Source organism: Ruegeria sp. BHSC276, assembly GCF_059612945.1.
This window is the reverse complement of record NZ_JBXWRP010000004.1, coordinates 269,768-288,917: the sequence shown is the minus strand read 5'-3', so window position 1 is coordinate 288,917 and position 19,150 is coordinate 269,768. Positions and strand designations below refer to the sequence as shown.

Genomic DNA, 19,150 nt, shown 5'->3' with positions numbered 1-19,150 from the left:
GTTTTCTGAGTGAGTGGTGCAGCCCCGACGGGCCTCACCGGTATTTGTCCGAGGTTGTTTTCAGGATAGCCCCGCGCAGTGCGGCTGAATATTGGGGGAATCCCGTAGAATCTCGGTCAATTCAACCAAAATAATTTGGAATACTCCGCCAGACTGCCGAACTGGCGCGTTTGCCCCGACGCATTTGTCTGCGCAATTGATGGCGTTTACCCACGACGCCGTCGGTCAGGCGTCAGGGTCGCAGGCCCGCGCGATGGCGCGGGCCTGTTCGTTTCTCAGCCGATGATGGCGTTCAGCGTGGCGCTGGGGCGCATCACCGCCGCAACCTTGGCCCGGTCGGGGTGATAGTACCCGCCCAGATCCACCGGTTTACCCTGCACGGCAGCCAATTCGGCCAGGATCTGCGGCTCTTTCTCGGCCAGTTCCTTGGCGATCGGTGCAAACGTCGCGGCCAGGTCGGCATCGTCGGACTGCGCGGCAAGCGCCTCGGCCCAATAGCGGGCAAACCAATAGTGGCTGTCGCGGTTGTCCGGCTCGCCAACCTTGCGGCTGGGTGAGCGGTCATGGTCCAAGATACCTTGCGTCGCGGCCTCGGCCGCAGCGCCCAAAACGGCGGCCTTGGCGTTGCCGCGGCTGTCGGCCAGGAAATTCAGCGATTCACCCAGTGCGCAGAATTCGCCCATCGAATCCCAACGCAGGTGGTTTTCCTCGACCAGCTGCTGCACGTGCTTGGGCGCCGAGCCACCTGCACCGGTTTCGAACAGGCCGCCACCGTTCATCAGCTTGACGATCGACAGCATCTTGGCCGAGGTGCCCAGTTCAAGGATCGGGAACAGATCGGTCAGATAGTCGCGCAGCACGTTGCCGGTGATGGCGATGCTGTCCTTGCCGGCGGTGATGGTTTCCAGCGTCTTGCGGGTCGCCTCGCGCGGGGCCAGAATCAGGAACTTGTCGGCCACGCCCGCAGCTTCCAGCGCCGGCTTGACGTATTTGATCAGTTCAGCGTCATGGGCGCGGTTCGCATCCAGCCAGAAAATCGCCTCGGAGCCGGTTAGGCGCTGACGATCCATCGCCAGCTGGATCCAGTTCTCGATCGGGGCCTTCTTGGCGGTGCAGGCGCGCCAGATGTCGCCCTTTTCGACCTCATGCGAATGCAGGACCTCGCCATTGGCCAGAACGATGCGGATCATGCCGTCCGCAGGCGCTTCGAAGGTGGTCGGGTGGCTGCCGTATTCTTCGGCCTTCTGCGCCATCAGGCCCACATTGGCGACCGAACCGGCGGTGGCCGGGTTCAGCGCACCGTTGGCTTTGAAGAAGTTGATGGTCTCGTCATAGACCGGCGCATAGCAGCGGTCGGGGATCACGCAGTTGGTGTCTCCCTTCTTGCCGTTCTCGTCCCAGCCCTTGCCGCCTGCGCGGATCACGGCGGGCATCGAGGCGTCGATGATCACGTCCGACGGCACGTGCAGGTTGGTGATGCCTTTGTCACTGTCCACCATGTACATCGAGGGACGGTCGGCCTTGACCGCTTCGATCGCGGCCATGATCTCGGTATCGTCCTTGACACGGTTCAGCAAGTCCCCCAGCCCCGAGTTCGGGTTGACGCCCAGCTGTGCCATGCGGTCACCGAATTTCTCGAACACCGGCGCCAGCCACGACTTGACCGCATAGCCAAAGATGATCGGGTCGCTGACCTTCATCATCGTCGCCTTCATGTGCAGCGAGAACATGGTGCCGTCTTTCTTGGTGTCCTCGATCGCGGCATCCAGGAACTCCGACAGCGCCTTGACCGACATGAAGGTAGCATCCGCAACGGTGCCTTCCTCCAGCGTCCAGCCGTCTTTCAGAACGGTCACGCCGCCATCCTTGCCCACGAATTCGATCCGCGCATCACCGGCTTGATCGGCGGTGATGGTGGCCGATTTCTCGTTGCCGTAGAAATCGTTGCCCGGCATCGACGACACCTTTGTTTTGCTGTCGGCCGTCCATTCGCCCATCGAATGCGGATGCTGCTGCGCATAGCGCTTGACCGCCTTGGCGGCGCGGCGGTCGCTGTTGCCCTCGCGCAGAACCGGGTTCACGGCCGAGCCTTTGATCACGTCATAGCGGGCGCGGATCTCTTTCTCAGCGTCGGTCTTGGGATCCTCCGGGTAGTTCGGGATGTCATAGCCCTGCCCCTGCAGTTCCTTGATGGCAGCGACCAGCTGCGGAACCGAGGCTGAAATGTTCGGCAGCTTGATCACGTTGGCCTCGGGGGTTTTCACCAGCTCGCCCAAGGCGGCCAGGTCGTCGGGCTGACGCTGTTCTTCGGTCAGGTTTTCGGGGAAGGCCGCGATGATGCGACCAGCCAGCGAAATGTCCCTGGTGCCGACGCTGACGCCAGCAGCCGACGCGAATTTGCGGATGATGGGCAGGAACGAGGCACTGGCCAGCTCCGGCGCTTCGTCTACGATGGTATACAATATGTCGAAGTTCGATTTTTCTGCCATGTTCCCTTACCTTTTTTAAGCCTTTCAGGGGCGTGCGATCCGAGAGTTGTGCCGCGTGCGGCGCGGAGTGCGAGGAGCGTGAATGCTGTTCCGCTCCGGGGTGACTCTGATTTGACAGGGCTTCCCTTAAATCACCCGGGCCATGGGATCAATCGCATACGAACGCGCATTTTGACCCAGTTTGCGCAAAACCGCGCATATGCCCGTATTTTCAGCCCGCCGACGATACGCGACGCCTTTCCCTTGGCGCGGGCGCTGGCTAAGACGGTCCTCCAACCAAAGATCAAGGAGGCCCCGTTGGACCGCATCGCCCGTACCATCGCCACGGAAATCAATGCCCGCCCCGAACAGGTGGACGCGGCGGTCAAGCTGCTGGACGAAGGCGCCACCGTGCCCTTCGTGGCGCGCTATCGCAAAGAGGTGACGGGCGGGCTGGACGACAGCCAGCTGCGCACCCTGTCCGACCGGCTAGCCTATCTGCGCGAGCTCGAGGCGCGGCGCGAGACGATCCTGAACTCGATCAAGGATCAGGGCAAGCTGACCGACGATCTGGCCAAATTCATCGCCCGCGCCGAGACCAAGGCGCAGCTGGAAGACATCTACCTGCCCTACAAACCCAAGCGTCGCACCAAGGCGATGATCGCGCGGGAAAACGGGCTGGAGCCGCTGGCCGACGCGATCCTGGCCGACCGCAGCGCCGACCCCGAGGCGCTGGCCCAGGCCTATGTGACCGAGGCCGTGCCCACCACCAAGGATGCGCTGAACGGCGCGCGCGACATCATCACCGAGCGTCTGACCGAAAACGCGGCCCTTCTGGGCGAGCTGCGCACTTTCATGCAGGCCGAGTCGCTGCTGACCTCGAAGGTGATCGAGGGCAAGGAACAGGACGGCGCCAAGTTCAGCGACTATTTCGACCATGCCGAGCCTTGGGCCAAGGTGCCCTCGCACCGGGCGTTGGCGATGCTGCGCGCATCGAAAGAGGGGATCGTGACGCTGGACATCGGCCCCGACCCCGAAACCGGCGCTGCCCGGGCCGAGGCGATCGTAGCCGCCCATCTGCAGACGCGCGGTGACGGGCCGGGCGACGTGTGGCTGCGCAAGGTCGCGGGCTGGACCTGGCGGGTAAAGCTGTCGCTGTCGATGATGGTCGAGCTGATGGCCGATCTGCGCAGCCGTGCGCAGGAGGAGGCCATTCAAGTTTTTGCTCGCAATCTCAAGGAGTTGCTGTTTGCCGCCCCGGCGGGCCCCCGCCCCACCCTGGGGCTGGACCCGGGCATCCGCACCGGCGTCAAGGCCGCGGTGGTGGACGCGACGGGCAAGCTGGTGGCGACCGACACGCTCTATCCGTTCCAACCCAAGAACGATCTGCGCGGCGCACAGGCCACCATCCTGAACCTAATCGCCACGCACAAGGTCGAACTGATCGCTATCGGCAACGGCACCGCCAGCCGCGAGACCGAACGGCTGGTGGCCGACACGCTGAAACTGCTGCCCAAAGGGGTGCAGGCCCCCACCAAGGTCGTGGTGTCCGAGGCCGGGGCCTCGGTCTATTCCGCCTCGGAACTGGCGGCCCGCGAGTTTCCCGATCTGGATGTCTCGCTGCGCGGCGCGGTGTCGATCGCCCGCCGCCTGCAGGACCCGCTGGCCGAGCTGGTCAAGATCGAACCCAAAAGCATCGGCGTCGGCCAGTATCAACACGACGTAGATCAACACCGGCTGAGCCAGTCTCTGGAAGCGGTGATCGAAGACGTGGTGAACGCCGTCGGCGTCGATCTGAACACCGCCTCGGCGCCGCTGCTGACCCATGTCTCGGGCCTGGGCCCCGGTCTGGCCGAAGCCATCGTGGCGCATCGCGACCTCAATGGGGCGTTCCGGTCGCGGCAGGATCTGCTGAAGGTCGCGCGCCTCGGCCCCCGCGCTTTTGAACAGTGCGCGGGCTTCCTCCGCATCCGCGACGGGGACGAGCCGCTGGACGCCTCGGCCGTCCACCCCGAGGCCTACGACGTGGCCCGCCGCATCGTGCAGGCCTGCGGCCGCGACATCCGTCAGATCATGGGCCATGACGGTGCGCTGCGTGGTCTGCGCGCCGAACAGTTCGTGGATGACCGGTTCGGCCTGCCCACGGTGCGCGACATCTTTGCCGAGCTGGAAAAACCCGGTCGCGACCCGCGCCCCAGCTTCGTGACCGCCAGTTTTAAAGAGGGCGTCGAGGAGATCACCGACCTCAAACCCGGCATGGTTCTGGAAGGCACAGTGACCAATGTCGCTGCCTTTGGCGCCTTCGTAGATATCGGTGTGCATCAGGACGGCCTGATACATGTCAGCCAGCTGGCCGACCGCTTCGTCAAGGACCCGCACGAGGTGGTCAAGGCCGGTCAGGTCGTACGCGTCCGTGTGGTCGAAGTTGACGTGCCGCGCAAGCGGATCGGGCTGAGCATGCGCAAGGATGGCGGAGCTTCTGCCCGGCAAGATCGCGCCCCAAAAGGGCATAACGCACGAGGAAAGAATTCAGGCGCTCAGAAATCACAACGCGCAAAAAATAAACAAAATGCGCAGCACGGCGCGCTTGGGGATGCTTTGCAAAATGCTCTCAAAAACCGATAACCTCCCTTGCCCTGCCTGAGCATCAGGCGGGCGTTTCCGTCTGGAACGCGTCGGGCTCCAACTCTTCCCAAAAAGCAAAGATGGCGTTGGCGTTCAAACCCGACCGCCAGCCGTGCTGCCGGAAGTGTTCGCGGTCCAACTCGTCCGACAGGGTCGACATGAACAGGCGCTTGTCAGCATCCCGCTGGGTTGGGTTTCGCCGCGAAACCAGTTCTTCGACGATGGCCAGTTTGCGGGCCCGTTCGGCACGTTCCGCCGCCCGCGCGGCATAGGCCTGATCCTCGCGCGCCTTCTCTTCTTCTCGCTGCCTGGCCGCGGCCAGCGCCTCGGGACTGGGTGGCGCCGGGGTCTCTTTCACTGGGGCCTTGTAATCTTCCTTGAGAGCGGCCGAAAGGTAGCCCACAGTGGATTTCACATCCCCCTGCCCTTTCACATAATCCAGCTTCTGCTGGACGTATTCCTCACCGTGCTCGGAAATCCACTGCCGTGCCAGCCTGTCCGAGACCCCCTGTTTGCGCAAGGTCTTGTAGACAGGAAGATTGCGCACGCCATCGCTGTCGTCGATCTCGAACATCGCTTTCTGGGGGTTGCGCTGGATCAGGAACCTTATGTCAGTGACGCTGCGGCCCTTCTTACGGAACTCTGGCTCGATCAGGATGTCCGAGCTTTTGTTCACCTCGCAAACGGCAGGCTTGATGATCTTGGCGTTCAGGTGCTTGAAACTAGTGTAGTAGTCGCTGCCGTCCACCCCCATCAGTTTACGGAATACCTCGAGCGTCCACCAGCCCGTCGAGCCGGTCCGTACGAAGCGATAGCAGTTTTCATACAAGGCCAACCCGTGACCCGAACTGAAATTGCGCTGAATGTGCACGTTGATCAGCGCATAGATCTTGGGATCATACAGCTTTTGCGCCAAAGCCGGGGAATAAGCATATTCGCACACCCCGTTTTTGAGTTTAGCAAAGCTCAGCAACGACGACACGCCCCATTCCTGGCGCCCCTGCTCATCCAACATGTCCCACTCGGCCACGGTTTCGGCCAAAGCGCGAAGGCTGGCACGCAACGTGTCAAAGTCGTTCGAATTGTATCCGACCATCATCGCCAGGGTCCGGGCGTCGATCGTGTGGGTCGGTGCAGTGGTCAGCGCGTCATAGGCATTGAGCAGAAGAACATTGGACAGCTTTCGCTGCAACAAGGTGAGCTTGCCGCTGATATGGATCGCGGCAACATTTTTTTTCACCGTTTCCCGTCGCAGCGCGCCCGAGAGGTGATCCATGTCCAATTCTGTATCCGGCATGATTCTGCCTGGCTGCTCGTTTGTCGATTCTGTTGCACGAAAGGTACCCGGCAATCAACCTATTTTGGGTCCCCATATACGGGATGACTGCCATCCCGCAGACAGGTACCTTTCCGAATCGCCCCTTGAGTTATCCACAGCGAACCCGCTTCGTCACACTGCACCCGGCGTTCCGAAGCCATCCTTACGCTGATTACCAGCACGTTCCGAAGTCTAAACTGCTCAATTTAGTGTCTTACCGGGAATCGGTACCATTCCAACCGGATTCTGGGACCTTACATCCCGTATATGGGTCCCCTTGATCCTGAACACTGGTCCATTCCGTCCTGAAAATGGGCACCCAACAACCCCTAGGTTATTGTTTTAAATGGTAAAACCGATTGCTAAAGAATCTAAAACCATTAAAGGAATCAAACTTTTTGTTGCCTGTTTTCTGATTATTTCATTCGGTTTCGCGACGAAACACCCGGATCATCCCAAATCTTGTGGAAAAATCTGTTTAACAGGATAGCGCAGGAAGAAAATGTTCGGTACATTTTGCGATATACGCCGCAAAGGCGAACATTTATCGAGGCACCGACAGTGAGCAAAACCAACCAACCTTCTCTGCCACCTTATTTCAACCTGGACCCGGCCAAGGCGGCGTCAAAGCTGCCTGATCCTATCGGGACATCCCGATTCGCGAAAGCAGCGGCGTTTTGCGCGAAAGGACGCGAGGATCTGGCAAGACGTGGCTATGCTCCGGATGGCGAAAAGCGGCTGCGCCGATTCTCGATCTGGGAAATCACGAAATACCTGATTCCGGTTGCTCCGGCCCATTTGCGCCGTGTGCTTAAGGCCAATCCGGATCTCCCTCAGGGCGAAGGAGAGGCCGGGTCGAAGTGGTTTACGCTCGAAGAAGTCCTGGCGCTGCGCCACTATTTCGCCGCAGAGGGTGTCAGCACCAAGGAGTACCTGCCGTACAGGCCCAAGGGGCTGCCCGCCAAAGTCGTGGCAGTGGCGAATTTCAAGGGCGGCGTTGGAAAAACATCGACTGCGGCACATCTGGCAATGTCGGCCGCCTTGGACGGGTACAAAGTACTCGTGATCGACCTGGACAGCCAGGGGTCGATGACGTCGATCCTCGGCGGTCGCGTCGCCGATGAGTGGCAAACGGTGTTTCCGTTGATCGCCAAGGACTATGCCCGGGCCGTTCAGGAAGAAAACCGCGTGCGCGCGGCGGCCGGTCAACCTGAAATTCCTCTGGACGAAACGCTTCAGGAAGCTCTGACGACTCTTCCCCGAGACGTGATCCAGAAAACGCATTGGCCCAATATCGACCTGATCGGCGCGCAGTTGAATCTGTATTGGGCTGAATTCCAGATCCCGGTCTGGCGCATGGGGCTACGCAGTTGGCCTTTGTGGGATGGTTTGACAAACTTCCTGCAGGATGAAGGTGTGTTGAACGATTATGACATCGTTTTCCTCGATACGCCTCCTGCACTTGGGTACCTTACGATCAACGCACTGGCTGCGGCGGATATTCTGCTGGTGCCGCTGGGAGCTTCGTTTCTGGAATTTGATTCCACAGGCCGGTTCTTCGACATGCTCTATACTACCTTTGCTAGCATCGAGGACGGTGAAAACGCGGCCCAACGGGCGGCGGGATTGCCCGAGCTCAAATTCGAATGGGATGTTGTCCGCGCGATCATCACGCGGTTCGACGCCAGCCAGCAGACCGACATGGCGAACGTGATCCAAGCCTATTTTGGTGACTTCATGAATGCCTACCGGCAGGATTACACTGCTCTGGTCGGGCAGGCCGGTGAGCAGGTGAACGGGATCTACGAGGCGGACTACCGGGATTTCAACCGAGACACATACGTGCGCGGCCGAGAAACTTTCGACCGGACCTACGCGGAGTTCAAGGAAGTTCTGATCGGCTGCTGGTGGCGCGACGCGCAGATGGGAGGAGAGGCAGATGGCTAAACGCAGAAGACTGACGGCACCGGACGCGGCTGAGTTGGAGCAACTCGAGGCGGGTTTCGCCACGAAACCCTCGATCGGCCCGTTTGAAACCAAATCGGTTGTGCCTCCAATCGCACAAGTCGCGGCCGAAGCCGCCACATTGAATGGAATGGCCGCCGTGACCGATCGCGAAGCTTTGGCCCGCGACCAGGGTGATGCGGCCCGTTGGCGCGATGCGCAGGATGCGGGGCTGGTGGCGCAAAAGCTGCCGATTGACGAGATCGACGCGGACTATATTCGTCGCGACCGGATGGTCGAGGACGAAGAAGCGATGGCCGAGTTGCTGGAGTCGTTGCGAGTCAACGGTTTGCGCACGCCGATCGAGGTGACGCCGACGGCCGACGGCTACGGGCTGATCTCGGGTTATCGGCGCCTGGACGCTTTTCGCCGTCTCGCCAGAACGGATCCTGCATTCGCGCAGATTCCGGCTTTTGTCCGCCAGGCCGGGGCAGGGCAGGGGGCGTATGTCTCGATGGTCGAGGAAAACGAGCTGCGCGCCAATCTCAGCCCCTACGAACGTGGACGCATTGCGGTTCTGGCGGCAGGGCAGGGGGTATTCCCTTCGACCGAAGCCGCAGTGGACGCCTTGTTTGCGGCGGCGTCCAAGGCGAAACGGTCAAAGGTGCGCAGCTTTGCGATGGTACACGAGGCTTTGGGCGACCTGTTGCGGTACCCGGTATCCCTGTCGGAAAAGGCGGGGTTGCGATTGGCTGCAGCCCTGCGGGAGGGCGCTCAAGCCAAACTGCGCGCAGCATTGGCCGGAGCGGACGCGCCCGATGCCAAGAGCGAGTGGGCCTTGATCGAGGCTGCGCTGAAAGAGGCTCCCGAGCCGTCGCGTGAAAAGGCTCGAGGCGGACGTCCAAAGCAGGTTCAACGCATTCCGCCGCAGCCGTTGCCCGGAGGAGGCGATATCCGTGCCGAAGTCGCGGCGGGTGAATTACGAATCCGCCTGCGGCGGCAAGATTTGTCGGCCGAAGACGCCCAGGACCTTCTGGATGCGATCGCCGCACATCTAGGCTAGTTTCGCCACGAAACACCTGCCTGGCCGGTCGAAACAGGATGGGCCGGGCAGATCCCGTAAATGGGTACTTTAAGCAAAAATGCGTAACTCGTGCCTTGTGCGCATTTTGGTCAAATAATGCGCGTTATTTTGGCTGCGTCTTTGTTTGCCAGTGCTCTTAGGTTCGGTCTTGTTTTCTAGCCGGCGGCACGTCTTGAGGCTCTGTTTTTTGGACGGTGGTTAAGCATCGTTGAAATTGGACGTGAGTTTGGCCCGCCAGTCCGGCGAATTGCTGAAAGGTGTGGAGCGTCCTGAGACCTGTTCGCCAATGCCGGGCTGATGAACGAGTTGAAGGTCAAGCTCTTGGAGCGGATGCCGGGGGCGAAGTTGGCGATGTACATTGGCTACGAGGAAGGCAACGACGCCTCGGCCGGGCAGGCCAGTCGCTGGAATGGAAGGTCGACCAAGTTGGCGAGGGGCTTGAAGACAGGTCGCTGACCGATACCGATGGCGAAAAGGTTATGCATGCGCTGGCCGACCTGACCATCGCTATGCGACGAGACATTCTTCAAGAGGTCGGCCTGACGGGACAGGCCGATGCACTCGGCGCCATCCGGCGAAACTCAAGGCGGATGGAACCGCTCGACGATCTCGATTCCATCTAGCGACAGTTTCTTCCGAACCACTGATTGGCGCGCTGCTTTTGGCGGCCTGTGCCCCGGCGCGGCCAAACGGCTGGCGCCGCTTTCCGTCAAAACTGTCAAGAACGGCCTTTTTAATGTACCATGCGGTTAATCCGCGTTTAGTTCATTTCATTTTCTCATTTCCGGAAGGACCGGAACCATGCCTTGGAAAACCCCCAAATGGCCCAACGTCCCCTACAGCCAACCTAACTGGCCCGAAACATGGTTGCGGTTCGAACAGGAATACTCGAACGCCCATCAGCCATCGCGTTTGGTATCTCATCCCGGTGTCCCTTATGTTGCGACGCAAACCTTGAATTCTCGTCCCACGGAAGCAGAGTTGGGACAGGTGGGGTTGGACTACCTGAAGAAGCTCCACGATTTCCTGTTGGCTCGGGGGCACACGCCGGTCTATTTGAAATACGCCGTGGACAGCCTGTCCGGCAAATTCGTTAATGCCTTCAAGTGGTTGCCGTTGTGGCCCAAATTCGGAACGCCCATTGGTTCTTCGCCCGTGCCGCGTCTGGCTTCGTGGAACCTGTCGCGGGCTGCGAATCACGATGTACCGGCATCGGTCATCATGGTCGCGGCCGAAGTCTATGGCGGTGACAACCAGATTTCCCCGCAAGCCGGGATCCGCGTCCCTATGACCGTCGAGGCCGACGGAAACACCTATACCGTGCGGATCCGGTCGGCGACGGTCGAGTTTCCGGCAGGAGAAGATGCCTTTTTGACCGACCTTGCCGCGCGGGCCGGTCCTTCTTCCGGGCCCGGCATGCTTCTCGCGGTGTCCGCGGCTTTGGAGCGGTTGTACAAGGGCGATGACGTCGCGTCTGAGATCGCCAACAAGGCCGGGGTTACGCAAGAGTCGGTGACAATCAACGACATCCAGTTCCACCCGCAGGACCTCAAGAACTGGCGGAGCTCACCCTGGGAGTTCACTATTCAGGCGACGGCGCACAATGCCAATCCGACCCGCGTCCCAAGCCCGTTGGGGTATGCGGTGTACGGCATTTTTCGCTTCGACAGGATCGGAGAGCCGACGCCCGGCGGCGTGGCCAAACAATCCGACCCGGTTCTGGTCTCTGTCGAGCGGACGCCGCTGGTGACCCATGCTGCCCCGCAAGGCAACGCGTTCGTATTCGCCCAGACCCCTCCGGGCTGGGCCGCGCCTGACGGTGAGGCGTATGATTGGTCAGAGCGCAGACCAACCCGTGATGACGGTGTTCTGGACAGGTTCCGCAGCTTGTTCCAACTGGATCCATCAGCGCATGTTGACCTAAAAAGCGACGGTTTTCGCGTTTGCGTCTGCCCCGGATACGCGCCCGAGGACGCCGGTTTGCCGCCCCTGACCACCAAGACGGTCCACCTGCCGAACGGTCACGATCTGCAGCCGCGCCGGGACACGTTCAGCGCGGTCAGCGCCTATTTCAACTGTTTCCGCCTGTTCCGCCTGATGAAGCGGTTCGGGCTGCCGCCGCATTTGTTCAATGTCCGGGCCCAGCCCGAGATGCTGGTCTTCTACCGTTACGGCATCTCGCCCGGACCGGGCAAGAGCGGCCGCACGGTGAACGCGCAGGTAAAGCTGGATTGCAAAACGCAGGGCAAGCCGGTGATCCACATGAACCTTGCGCTGGCCGAGCTGACGAAATGGGACAGGCCCGACCCTCCAGGCTGGGCGCAACCCTTAAGCATCGCGACCAGCGGACGGTGGATCGGGCATGAATTCGGGCATTATCTGCTGGCGGCCCGGTTGGGTCAGCTGGAATTCGATTTTGCCCACAGCGCCGGCGATGCCATCGCCGCCATCATGTCCGACCCGGGCTCTGCCCTGGCAGCCCCCCCCGGAAACGGAGTCGCCGCCAGTTTCCGCGGCATCACCTATCCGTTCGTCTTTGCGACTCGCCGCCATGACCGCATCGCGGAAATGGGCTGGGCCTGGTACGGCTCTTTGAACCGATCCGTGATCGAAAACTCTGCGGCGGATCCGTGCGACACCAAGGGTTATCTGACTGAACAGATCCTGTCGACGACCCTATTCCGCCTGTACCGCGCGCTGGGGGGCGACACGGTTCAGGCGGATGGCCGGGCCGACATCTATCAGCGTCGACGGGCGGCGCGCATGGCGCTGTTCCTGCTGTTCCGGGCAACGGCCGGTTTTGCACAACCACCGTCGCGGGCCGAGATGCTCGAACTGGGCCTGGAAGAGGCCGGGTGGATGACCCTGCCGCCGCTGCCGCTGGGGCCTCCGGGCAGCACGCCCGACCCGTGGCAGGGTGGCACGGCGCACAAGGTTGTGCGTTGGGCCTTCGAGGCGCAGGGCATGTTCCCGCCCGATCCGGAACAGATGCACAATGCGCCCGGCGATCCGCCGCCCGAGGACATCTATGTTTCGGACCGCCGCCCGCTAACCGAGGACACCCTGGCCGGCCCGGTTCAGTATGGGCCGGGCGCCTATGTGCCGGTCTCATTGGACTGGCGGGCCGATGCCCGGTGGTTGTCGGACCCCGCCAACCTGCGGGTCGGCAACCGGGGCACCGCGCAGGCCCAGAATGTCGGGCTGCGGGTCTGGGTCGGATCGGTTCCCGTCGGGCCGGATCCGTGGGACCTGCTGGCCCCGATCACCTGGAACGCCGCGGCCATCGACTTGCCCTTGGGCAATCTGGCCGCGGGTGGCTCCATCGACCTGTTGTCGCTGCCCCAGGTCCAGAACCTTGTGACCGGCACGGCGGTCGCGGCAGGGACGCTGGGTCTCATCCTGTTCGAGGTCACCTGCCCGAACGATCGAGCCAACACCGATCCGCTGGCGCAGCTGCCGCCCAGGGCCGAGGACTCGGGCGCCGGACTGCCCGGCACTCCGCGGGCGCTGGCCGATCTGGTGGCCAATGACAACAATCTGGGCCTTGTGGTTGTCCGGCCATAGCCGGAGCTCAATTTAGCGTAGATTTAAACAATATTAAGTCTGGAATGTTTGCCAACGTGGCGTTGGGCCACTAGACTGAGAACGTAACCAGTGGGGGCGGTGGTTTCGCAATGTCCAAAATCAGCGCGAAATCCCTTGATGTGTCCAACCTACGTCTGGCGGCTTTTGCCTTCGCTGATGTCGAAGGCTATACGCGCCATATGGAGGCCGACAGCATCAAGGCCGCCAGAGACTGGGGCAGGTTGCGCGAAGACGTTCTGCTGAACCGGATTTCGGACTATGGCGGGCGGCTGGTCTCGCACTCCGGCGATGCCATCTTGGTTGAGTTCAACAGCGCCACCAATGCGGTTCGGTGGGCCCTGGACAAACAGCACCAGGTTCGGAACCGGCCGGTTGATGAAACCCCCATGCATGTCCGAATCGGCATCAATCTGGACGAGGTCGTCGATGACGGGCGGTCTCTGCAATCCGACGGCGTCGTCATTGCGTCCCGCATTCAGGATCTGGCCGCGGGCGGCGACGTGGTGCTGACCCAGCAAGTGCGCGACATCGTGCGAAACCGGATCTCGGTTCGGTTCCACGAGATCGGGGCGCCGATACTGAAGAATATCGAACGTCCGGTGCGGGTGTTCATCGCCCAGCGGAGTTCCGAGGCGCGCGCGATCCTGCGGCCACACGCGCAATGGGAGGCGCGGCCGTCGCTGGCCGTCCTGCCGTTTCGCGACCTGCAAGGCCGTGACGAAGACAGGTATTTCGGCGAGGGCATGACCGAGGACATCATCACCGGAGTGTCACGCAGCCGCGCGATTTTCGTGGTGGCGCGCACCTCGACCCTGCAGATGTCGAAGGAATCCGTGCCCTCGCGCGAGGTGGCCGCGGCGCTGGGGGTCAAATACCTGTTGACCGGATCGATCCGGCGCAGCGGAAACCTGCTGCGCATCCATGCCGAGCTGGTGGACGTGGTGCGCAACCGGGCCGTCTGGGCCGACAATTTCGATGGCGACGCCTCGGACATCTTCACCTTTCAGGACCGCATCGTGTCCAGCATCGTCGCCACGGTCGAACCCAGCGTTCAGCGGGCCGAGGCGGCAAATCTGGTCACCCGCCCGACCGAAAGCCTCGATGCCTATGACTGCGTGTTGCGGGGCCTGCCCGAACTCTACCGGTTCCAGGGCCAGAGCTATGAGACGGCCATGTCCCTGTTCCGGCGGGCGGTCGAACTGGACCCGGGCTATGCGCAGGCGCATTCCTATCTGGCCTGGTGCCTAAATTTCTGGATCGCCGAGGGCAAAAGCCCGAATGTCGAGCGCGATAGCGCCGCCGCCGTGTTCCATGCCCGCAAGGGTGTCGAGCTGGACCCCGAGGACGCGCTGAACCTGTCGATCCGCGGCCATATCCTCAGCCTGCTGGAACGCCGCCCGCACGAGGCGATAGACATCATGGATCAGGCGCTGTCGCTCAATCCCAATCTGCCGCTGGCCTGGGGGATCAGCGCGACGGCCCATGCCTATCTGGGCAACGGCGCCATCGCGCGCGAGCACATGCTGAACGTCTGGCGGCTGACCCCGTTCGGGCCGCTGAATTTCTTTTTCTGGACGGCGGCGGGGCTGGCCGAGTTCGTGGACGGCAACTATCCCGAAGCGATCCGTGCCCTGCAACGCGCGCGCCGCACCAGGCCGCGATTCATGGCGGCGCTGCGCATTCTGGCGGCTTCCTACGCGCTGGACGGGCAGGTCGAACAGGCCCGCGTGACCGCCGAAAAGCTTCTCGAGAAAGATCCAGGTTTTTCAATTTCGCGTTTTATGGCATGGTACCCCCTGAAGACCCCGGACACGCGGGAACGGCTGGTGCTTGGTCTGAGCACTGCAGGTCTGCCGAACTGACGCGTTTCACCGCCGCTGCGCGCCTTGTGGCCGCAGTGACCCGCACGCAGGCACATGCGGCAATGGCGAAACCGCCGGAACTCATAATGATCTCGAGCATATTTCGATGAAAAGGCGGCGCTGGCGTCTTTTTGAACAAGGTCCATTTCAAACGAGGACATTGACATGACGGATTTCGGAACAAACGCCTCGGCTCGATCGTCCGGGCTTGGCACTGGAAGTCAGGGGCTGGGTCTGGGTCTCGGCGCATCGCGCGGATTGGGGCTTGGACTGGGCCTTGGCAACGGTTTGGGTCTCGGTAACGGTCTGGGACTGGGATTGGGCCTCGGCAATGGTCTTGGGTTGGGGAATGGGCTTGGACTGGGCCTCGGCAATGGCCTTGGATTGGGGAATGGCCTTGGATTGGGGCTTGGCCTCGGTCTCGGCAACGGGCTGGGCCTGGGCAATGGTTTGGGCCTGGGCAACGGGCTGGGGCTTGGAACAGACCCGGTCATTCCCGTCGGTGCGGATGGCGGCATCGGTCTGGTCCGCAGCTATTATGCGACCCCGATCGAGCTGGCGTTGCTGCCTTGGGCGCTTAATTTCACGCCCGACAACGCGGGCGTGTCGCCGTTCCCGCTCGAATATGTGATCAATCCCTATCAGGCAGACCCGGCCGGCATCGACTATCCCAAGGTTCTGGAATGGACCACGCAGGACTGGGATCCAGCCCTGCGGTTCTGGGCGCTTCCCTTCGATGAACACCTGACCGAGTGGTTGCGCGCCGCCGACCGCAGCGAACCGGCAACCCTGGCTGCGCTGGAATTCGCCGGCCAATGGCGGGAATGGCTGCCACGGCCCGGGTTCGATCCGGTGGGGCCGTATCTGGAAGCGGGTGACCTTGAATGGCGCTATGTCGTGGATGTCAACAAGACCGTGGCGCAGAACGAAACGGATGCCTCGGACGCGTTCCGATTCATTCAGGGCGAGCTGGAAACCCTAAAGATCTACATGGAGGACGACCGCAGCAGCTATCTGGTGGAATCCGATGTTCAGGCCGACGGTCTGCCCAACTACATCATCCATTTCATCGGTGCCAATTCCTTCGATCACCCTTACACCTTGAAGCTGATCGACGCGGGGCTGGCCTTGGGCAACGTGGCCTACATGTCGTACAAGGCCTATTACAAACGGGTGCGGCCCTCGGTGCTGCGGCCGGGGCTGACAGTTCCGTTCGGCCCGCCTGCGCATCCGGCGTTTCCGTCCGGCCATTCCTTCCTTGCGCATCTGATCGCGCTGCTGCTGCTTGAAATCCCCGGGCTGTACCAGCGGTTCGGCGTGTCGCGCGATGGTGCGCCATCGGGTGGCGGGCTGTTGCAAAAGCCGGTGTCGGCCGACTTGGCCGGGACGGCGCCGATCAAGTCGCCCTTGTTGCAGATCGCCCACCGCATCGCGGTCAACCGCGAGCGCATCGGCGTGCACTATCCGACGGATTCGCAGGCCAGCCGGCACCTGGCCGCAGGTCTTTGGACCCGGATGCTGAAGCCCAGAAACCAGGTCTCGAACGCCGGAGGGCCGGATTACCGCATTCATTGCCCGACGCTTCTGGCGTTGATCGAAAACGCCAAGACCGAGTGGCCGACCCCCTGGCCCGGCTGATCTGCGGTCAGGCGCAAACCACGTGTGACGATTATTAACGAGGATTCAGTTCATGAAGATTTCACGTATTTTCCACAGATTTGGGCGCCTGGCTGGCGCGGTCTTGCTGATGGGTCAACTTGGGGCGCAGCCTGTTTTTGCGCAGGTTCTGTCGTCCGGCGAAGGGCGCGCCAGCAGCGTCGATCTGGTCGAGGCGGCCCGGACCCTGTCGATGCAGGACGCCTATGCGCGGGCTTTGTTCCTGTATGTCCGGTCCAACCCGGCGGTGATGAACGATCAGCAATTCTATGTCGGACTCGTGTCCTATCTGGTATCGACACAGATCGGGCAAGACTGCCGGAAAGCCTTTGCCAACGAGTTCGAACGCCGGGACTACTATACCCGTGCCTTTCAGGTTCAACCGCAGGTGCAACAGATCATCGCCGGCAAGACCATCCCGCAGCGCTTCGAGGTGAGCTACCGCGTGACGACAAACGAATACGATTTCCAAGCCAGCTCTTTGCCGTTCGGGAACATACGCAGCATCGGCCAGCGGCTCGATCGCATGATCGGTTCGGACAACGCCCAAAGCTGCGCCCACCAGATGTTGCAGGGAACCAACGTCGATGTCCGGGCCTTTCCCTGGCACTTTACGGTCATCGACGAATCCGGCCAATCGCAGGCACCGCAATTTCCTTTCGTCCAGTCCTTGCAACTCAGCCCCGCCGATGCCCGCACCTTGTTCCAGCAATTCGGCCGGCAGCTCTATTCGATCGTGGCCTATCAGGTGCTGGCGGCCTCTGACGGCTCGCACAGGGTGCAGGTGATCCCAACCGATGCCCAGCTTTTCGGGTTGTCGGACACCGCCGTTGTGCGGGTCCAGACCTATGCGCATCCCACGCTCAGCCAGCCGAACTATCTGGATATCGCCAGCCAGTTGACGGTACGGACCGAGCGGCCCCCGCAGCAGCAAGGATACAACGCTTATTCCTACGTTCCGCATCTGGATGTCACGGTGACGCTGCAGCAGGACGGTTTCCGTGCGGTGGCCACGGGCGTCGCGCAGAGCCCGGGAACCGGGGTCACTGCGGGTGGGACCCGGACGATTACCGGGTCGGCTGCGGTCGGGGCGTCGAGCTTCATCATGCGCATGTCCGCGCCGCAGTTGACCGGGCAGGTGCAGGGCCTGCCGGATGTACCCGGAGCGCAGCGTTTCCTGACAGTGTTTGGTGAAATCGATTTCAACAATGTCACCACCAGCAGCGCCCCCATCCTGGGCCAGGCGATGGTGCTGCAGGTTTCGGCCGACGGAACGCTGTCGGAAACGCAGCCTTTCCCGATAACCGGAGAATTCACGCCGCTTCAGGCTTCGGCTCAGGCCGAGCCGGAAACGCCGTCGGCCAGCGAGTGAGCGGGCAGGGGCCGTTTTTCCGCACGGCCCGGCCGTTTCAGTCCAGCGCCGTGGCCTGGTTTGCCACCTCGGTCTGCGGTTGCGGGTTTCCCGAATAGATGTCCAGACTGCTGGGCGCGGACTGTTGCGTCACCTGCTGTGACGCAGGGGCCGTCGGGGTTCCGCTGGCAAACAGGGTGCCGCCCTGCGGAGCCGCGGGTTGCGGGGCCGGCTGTTGTTGCTGCGGGGCCGCCGGTGCGAACAGGTTCTGCTGCTGCGCCTGACCGGGCTGGGTTGGGACCTGCCCGGGTTGGGCGGCCGGGGCTCCGAACAATGTGGTCGTGGCGGGCTGCTGTTGGGTTGGTGCGGCTGTGTATTGACCTTGGTTTGCCGCGGGCTGCTGGCCCTGCGGTGCAAAACCTGATGCCGGTGGCGGAGCTGCCGGGGCGCCAAAAGGCGTCGTGGGTTGCTGACCGGCCGCCCCGAACCCGGCCTGTTGCGTGCCGAAGGGCTGTGTCGGAGCCGTCTGGGCATTGGCTTCGTTCTGCAGATAGAGCGGGGTGGGCAGGCCCGCGGCGGTTCGGGCCATCACCAGCGCCTGGACCGGCGTCACCATGGCCGGGCTGGTCCCGGACTGCGCCAGAAACGCATTGCGCGCGCCGATTGTCCCCGGCCCGTTGGCCCCGTCGATGACGCCGCCGTAATAGCCCAGCGATCGCAGCCCTTCCTGCAACATCATGACTTCGGTCGGGTTCAGATCGCGACGGGCAAGGGCGGGGTTCATGCCCCCGGTCTGGCTCAGCAGCGCAGCATATTGCGGCCGGGTCAACTGGCCGGTCTGGGCCTCGCCGCGCGACGCCTGGAACTGACGGATCACCGCCCGGCTGCGCTTGCCCAGCACGCCGTCGACGGTTCCGATATCGTATCCCAAATCGCGAAAGGCGGTCTGGATCTGGATACGCTCGGCCCGGCTGTACTGGCTGTTCAGGCTGGACGCCGAACCCCCGCTGGATGAATAGCTGCGCTGTGGTTGCGCCTGCTTCTTGGCTTTCTGGTTGTCGGTGATCCCCTTGGTGATCAAGGCCCCGACGATGCCGCCGGCGATGAAGTCACCTGCATCCGCGGCTGCCGTAACGGGCATGGACACCGCCAAGGATGCCGCGACGATTGCGGAAATATGCGTGTTTTTCATGGTCAGGCCCCCAAGCAACATTGTGACGAACAGACTTTAATGAATGCCATAATGATACTTGGGAT

At 62.0% G+C, this 19,150-nt stretch carries 11 protein-coding genes; 8 read left to right on the top strand and 3 right to left on the bottom strand.

Annotated elements, in window-relative coordinates:
• Window positions 1–275 precede the first annotated feature (275 nt).
• Window positions 276–2,489 carry an NADP-dependent isocitrate dehydrogenase gene (locus tag AC2FMD_RS08475; RefSeq protein ID WP_496794919.1) on the bottom strand — a complete coding sequence of 738 codons (2,214 nt, stop codon included), beginning with the start codon at window positions 2,487–2,489 and terminating at the stop codon, window positions 276–278.
• Between the two features lie 297 nt (window positions 2,490–2,786).
• On the opposite strand from AC2FMD_RS08475, the gene AC2FMD_RS08470 reads away from it, so the two are divergent.
• Window positions 2,787–5,093, top strand: a complete 2,307-nt coding sequence (locus AC2FMD_RS08470; protein WP_496742654.1) for a Tex family protein — start codon at window positions 2,787–2,789, stop codon at window positions 5,091–5,093.
• A gap of 22 nt (window positions 5,094–5,115) precedes the next feature.
• Here AC2FMD_RS08470 and AC2FMD_RS08465 read toward each other — a convergent pair whose 3' ends face one another.
• A complete protein-coding gene (locus AC2FMD_RS08465) occupies window positions 5,116–6,390 on the bottom strand; it encodes a replication initiation protein (RefSeq protein ID WP_496742655.1) in 1,275 nt (424 codons plus the stop codon).
• Window positions 6,391–6,972: 582 nt separating this feature from the next.
• Here AC2FMD_RS08465 and AC2FMD_RS08460 point away from each other — a divergent pair.
• The 7 genes from AC2FMD_RS08460 to AC2FMD_RS08430 all read left to right on the top strand — a co-directional run bounded on the left by AC2FMD_RS08460 (window position 6,973) and on the right by AC2FMD_RS08430 (window position 17,914).
• Window positions 6,973–8,358: an AAA family ATPase gene (locus AC2FMD_RS08460; protein WP_496683622.1), complete on the top strand. Its 1,386-nt coding sequence runs from the start codon at window positions 6,973–6,975 to the stop codon at window positions 8,356–8,358.
• A complete protein-coding gene (locus AC2FMD_RS08455) occupies window positions 8,351–9,418 on the top strand; it encodes a ParB/RepB/Spo0J family partition protein (protein ID WP_496685396.1) in 1,068 nt (355 codons plus the stop codon). Before AC2FMD_RS08460 ends, AC2FMD_RS08455 begins: the two co-directional genes overlap by 8 nt.
• A gap of 278 nt (window positions 9,419–9,696) precedes the next feature.
• The gene (locus AC2FMD_RS08450) at window positions 9,697–10,062 is read left to right on the top strand and encodes a hypothetical protein (protein WP_496794918.1); all 366 of its coding nucleotides are present in this window, start codon (window positions 9,697–9,699) and stop codon (window positions 10,060–10,062) included.
• Window positions 10,063–10,429: 367 nt separating this feature from the next.
• Entirely contained in the window at window positions 10,430–13,003 is a 2,574-nt protein-coding gene (locus AC2FMD_RS08445; RefSeq protein WP_496794917.1) for a hypothetical protein, read from the top strand.
• Window positions 13,004–13,113: 110 nt separating this feature from the next.
• Window positions 13,114–14,886: an adenylate/guanylate cyclase domain-containing protein gene (locus tag AC2FMD_RS08440; protein ID WP_496711774.1), complete on the top strand. Its 1,773-nt coding sequence runs from the start codon at window positions 13,114–13,116 to the stop codon at window positions 14,884–14,886.
• Between the two features lie 165 nt (window positions 14,887–15,051).
• The gene (locus AC2FMD_RS08435) at window positions 15,052–16,524 is read left to right on the top strand and encodes a phosphatase PAP2 family protein (RefSeq protein WP_496684498.1); all 1,473 of its coding nucleotides are present in this window, start codon (window positions 15,052–15,054) and stop codon (window positions 16,522–16,524) included.
• Between the two features lie 52 nt (window positions 16,525–16,576).
• Entirely contained in the window at window positions 16,577–17,914 is a 1,338-nt protein-coding gene (locus tag AC2FMD_RS08430; protein ID WP_496742658.1) for a hypothetical protein, read from the top strand.
• 37 nt (window positions 17,915–17,951) lie between these two features.
• Here AC2FMD_RS08430 and AC2FMD_RS08425 read toward each other — a convergent pair whose 3' ends face one another.
• Window positions 17,952–19,085, bottom strand: coding sequence for a peptidoglycan-binding domain-containing protein (locus AC2FMD_RS08425; RefSeq protein WP_496742659.1), 1,134 nt, complete (start codon window positions 19,083–19,085; stop codon window positions 17,952–17,954).
• Window positions 19,086–19,150 lie beyond the last annotated feature (65 nt).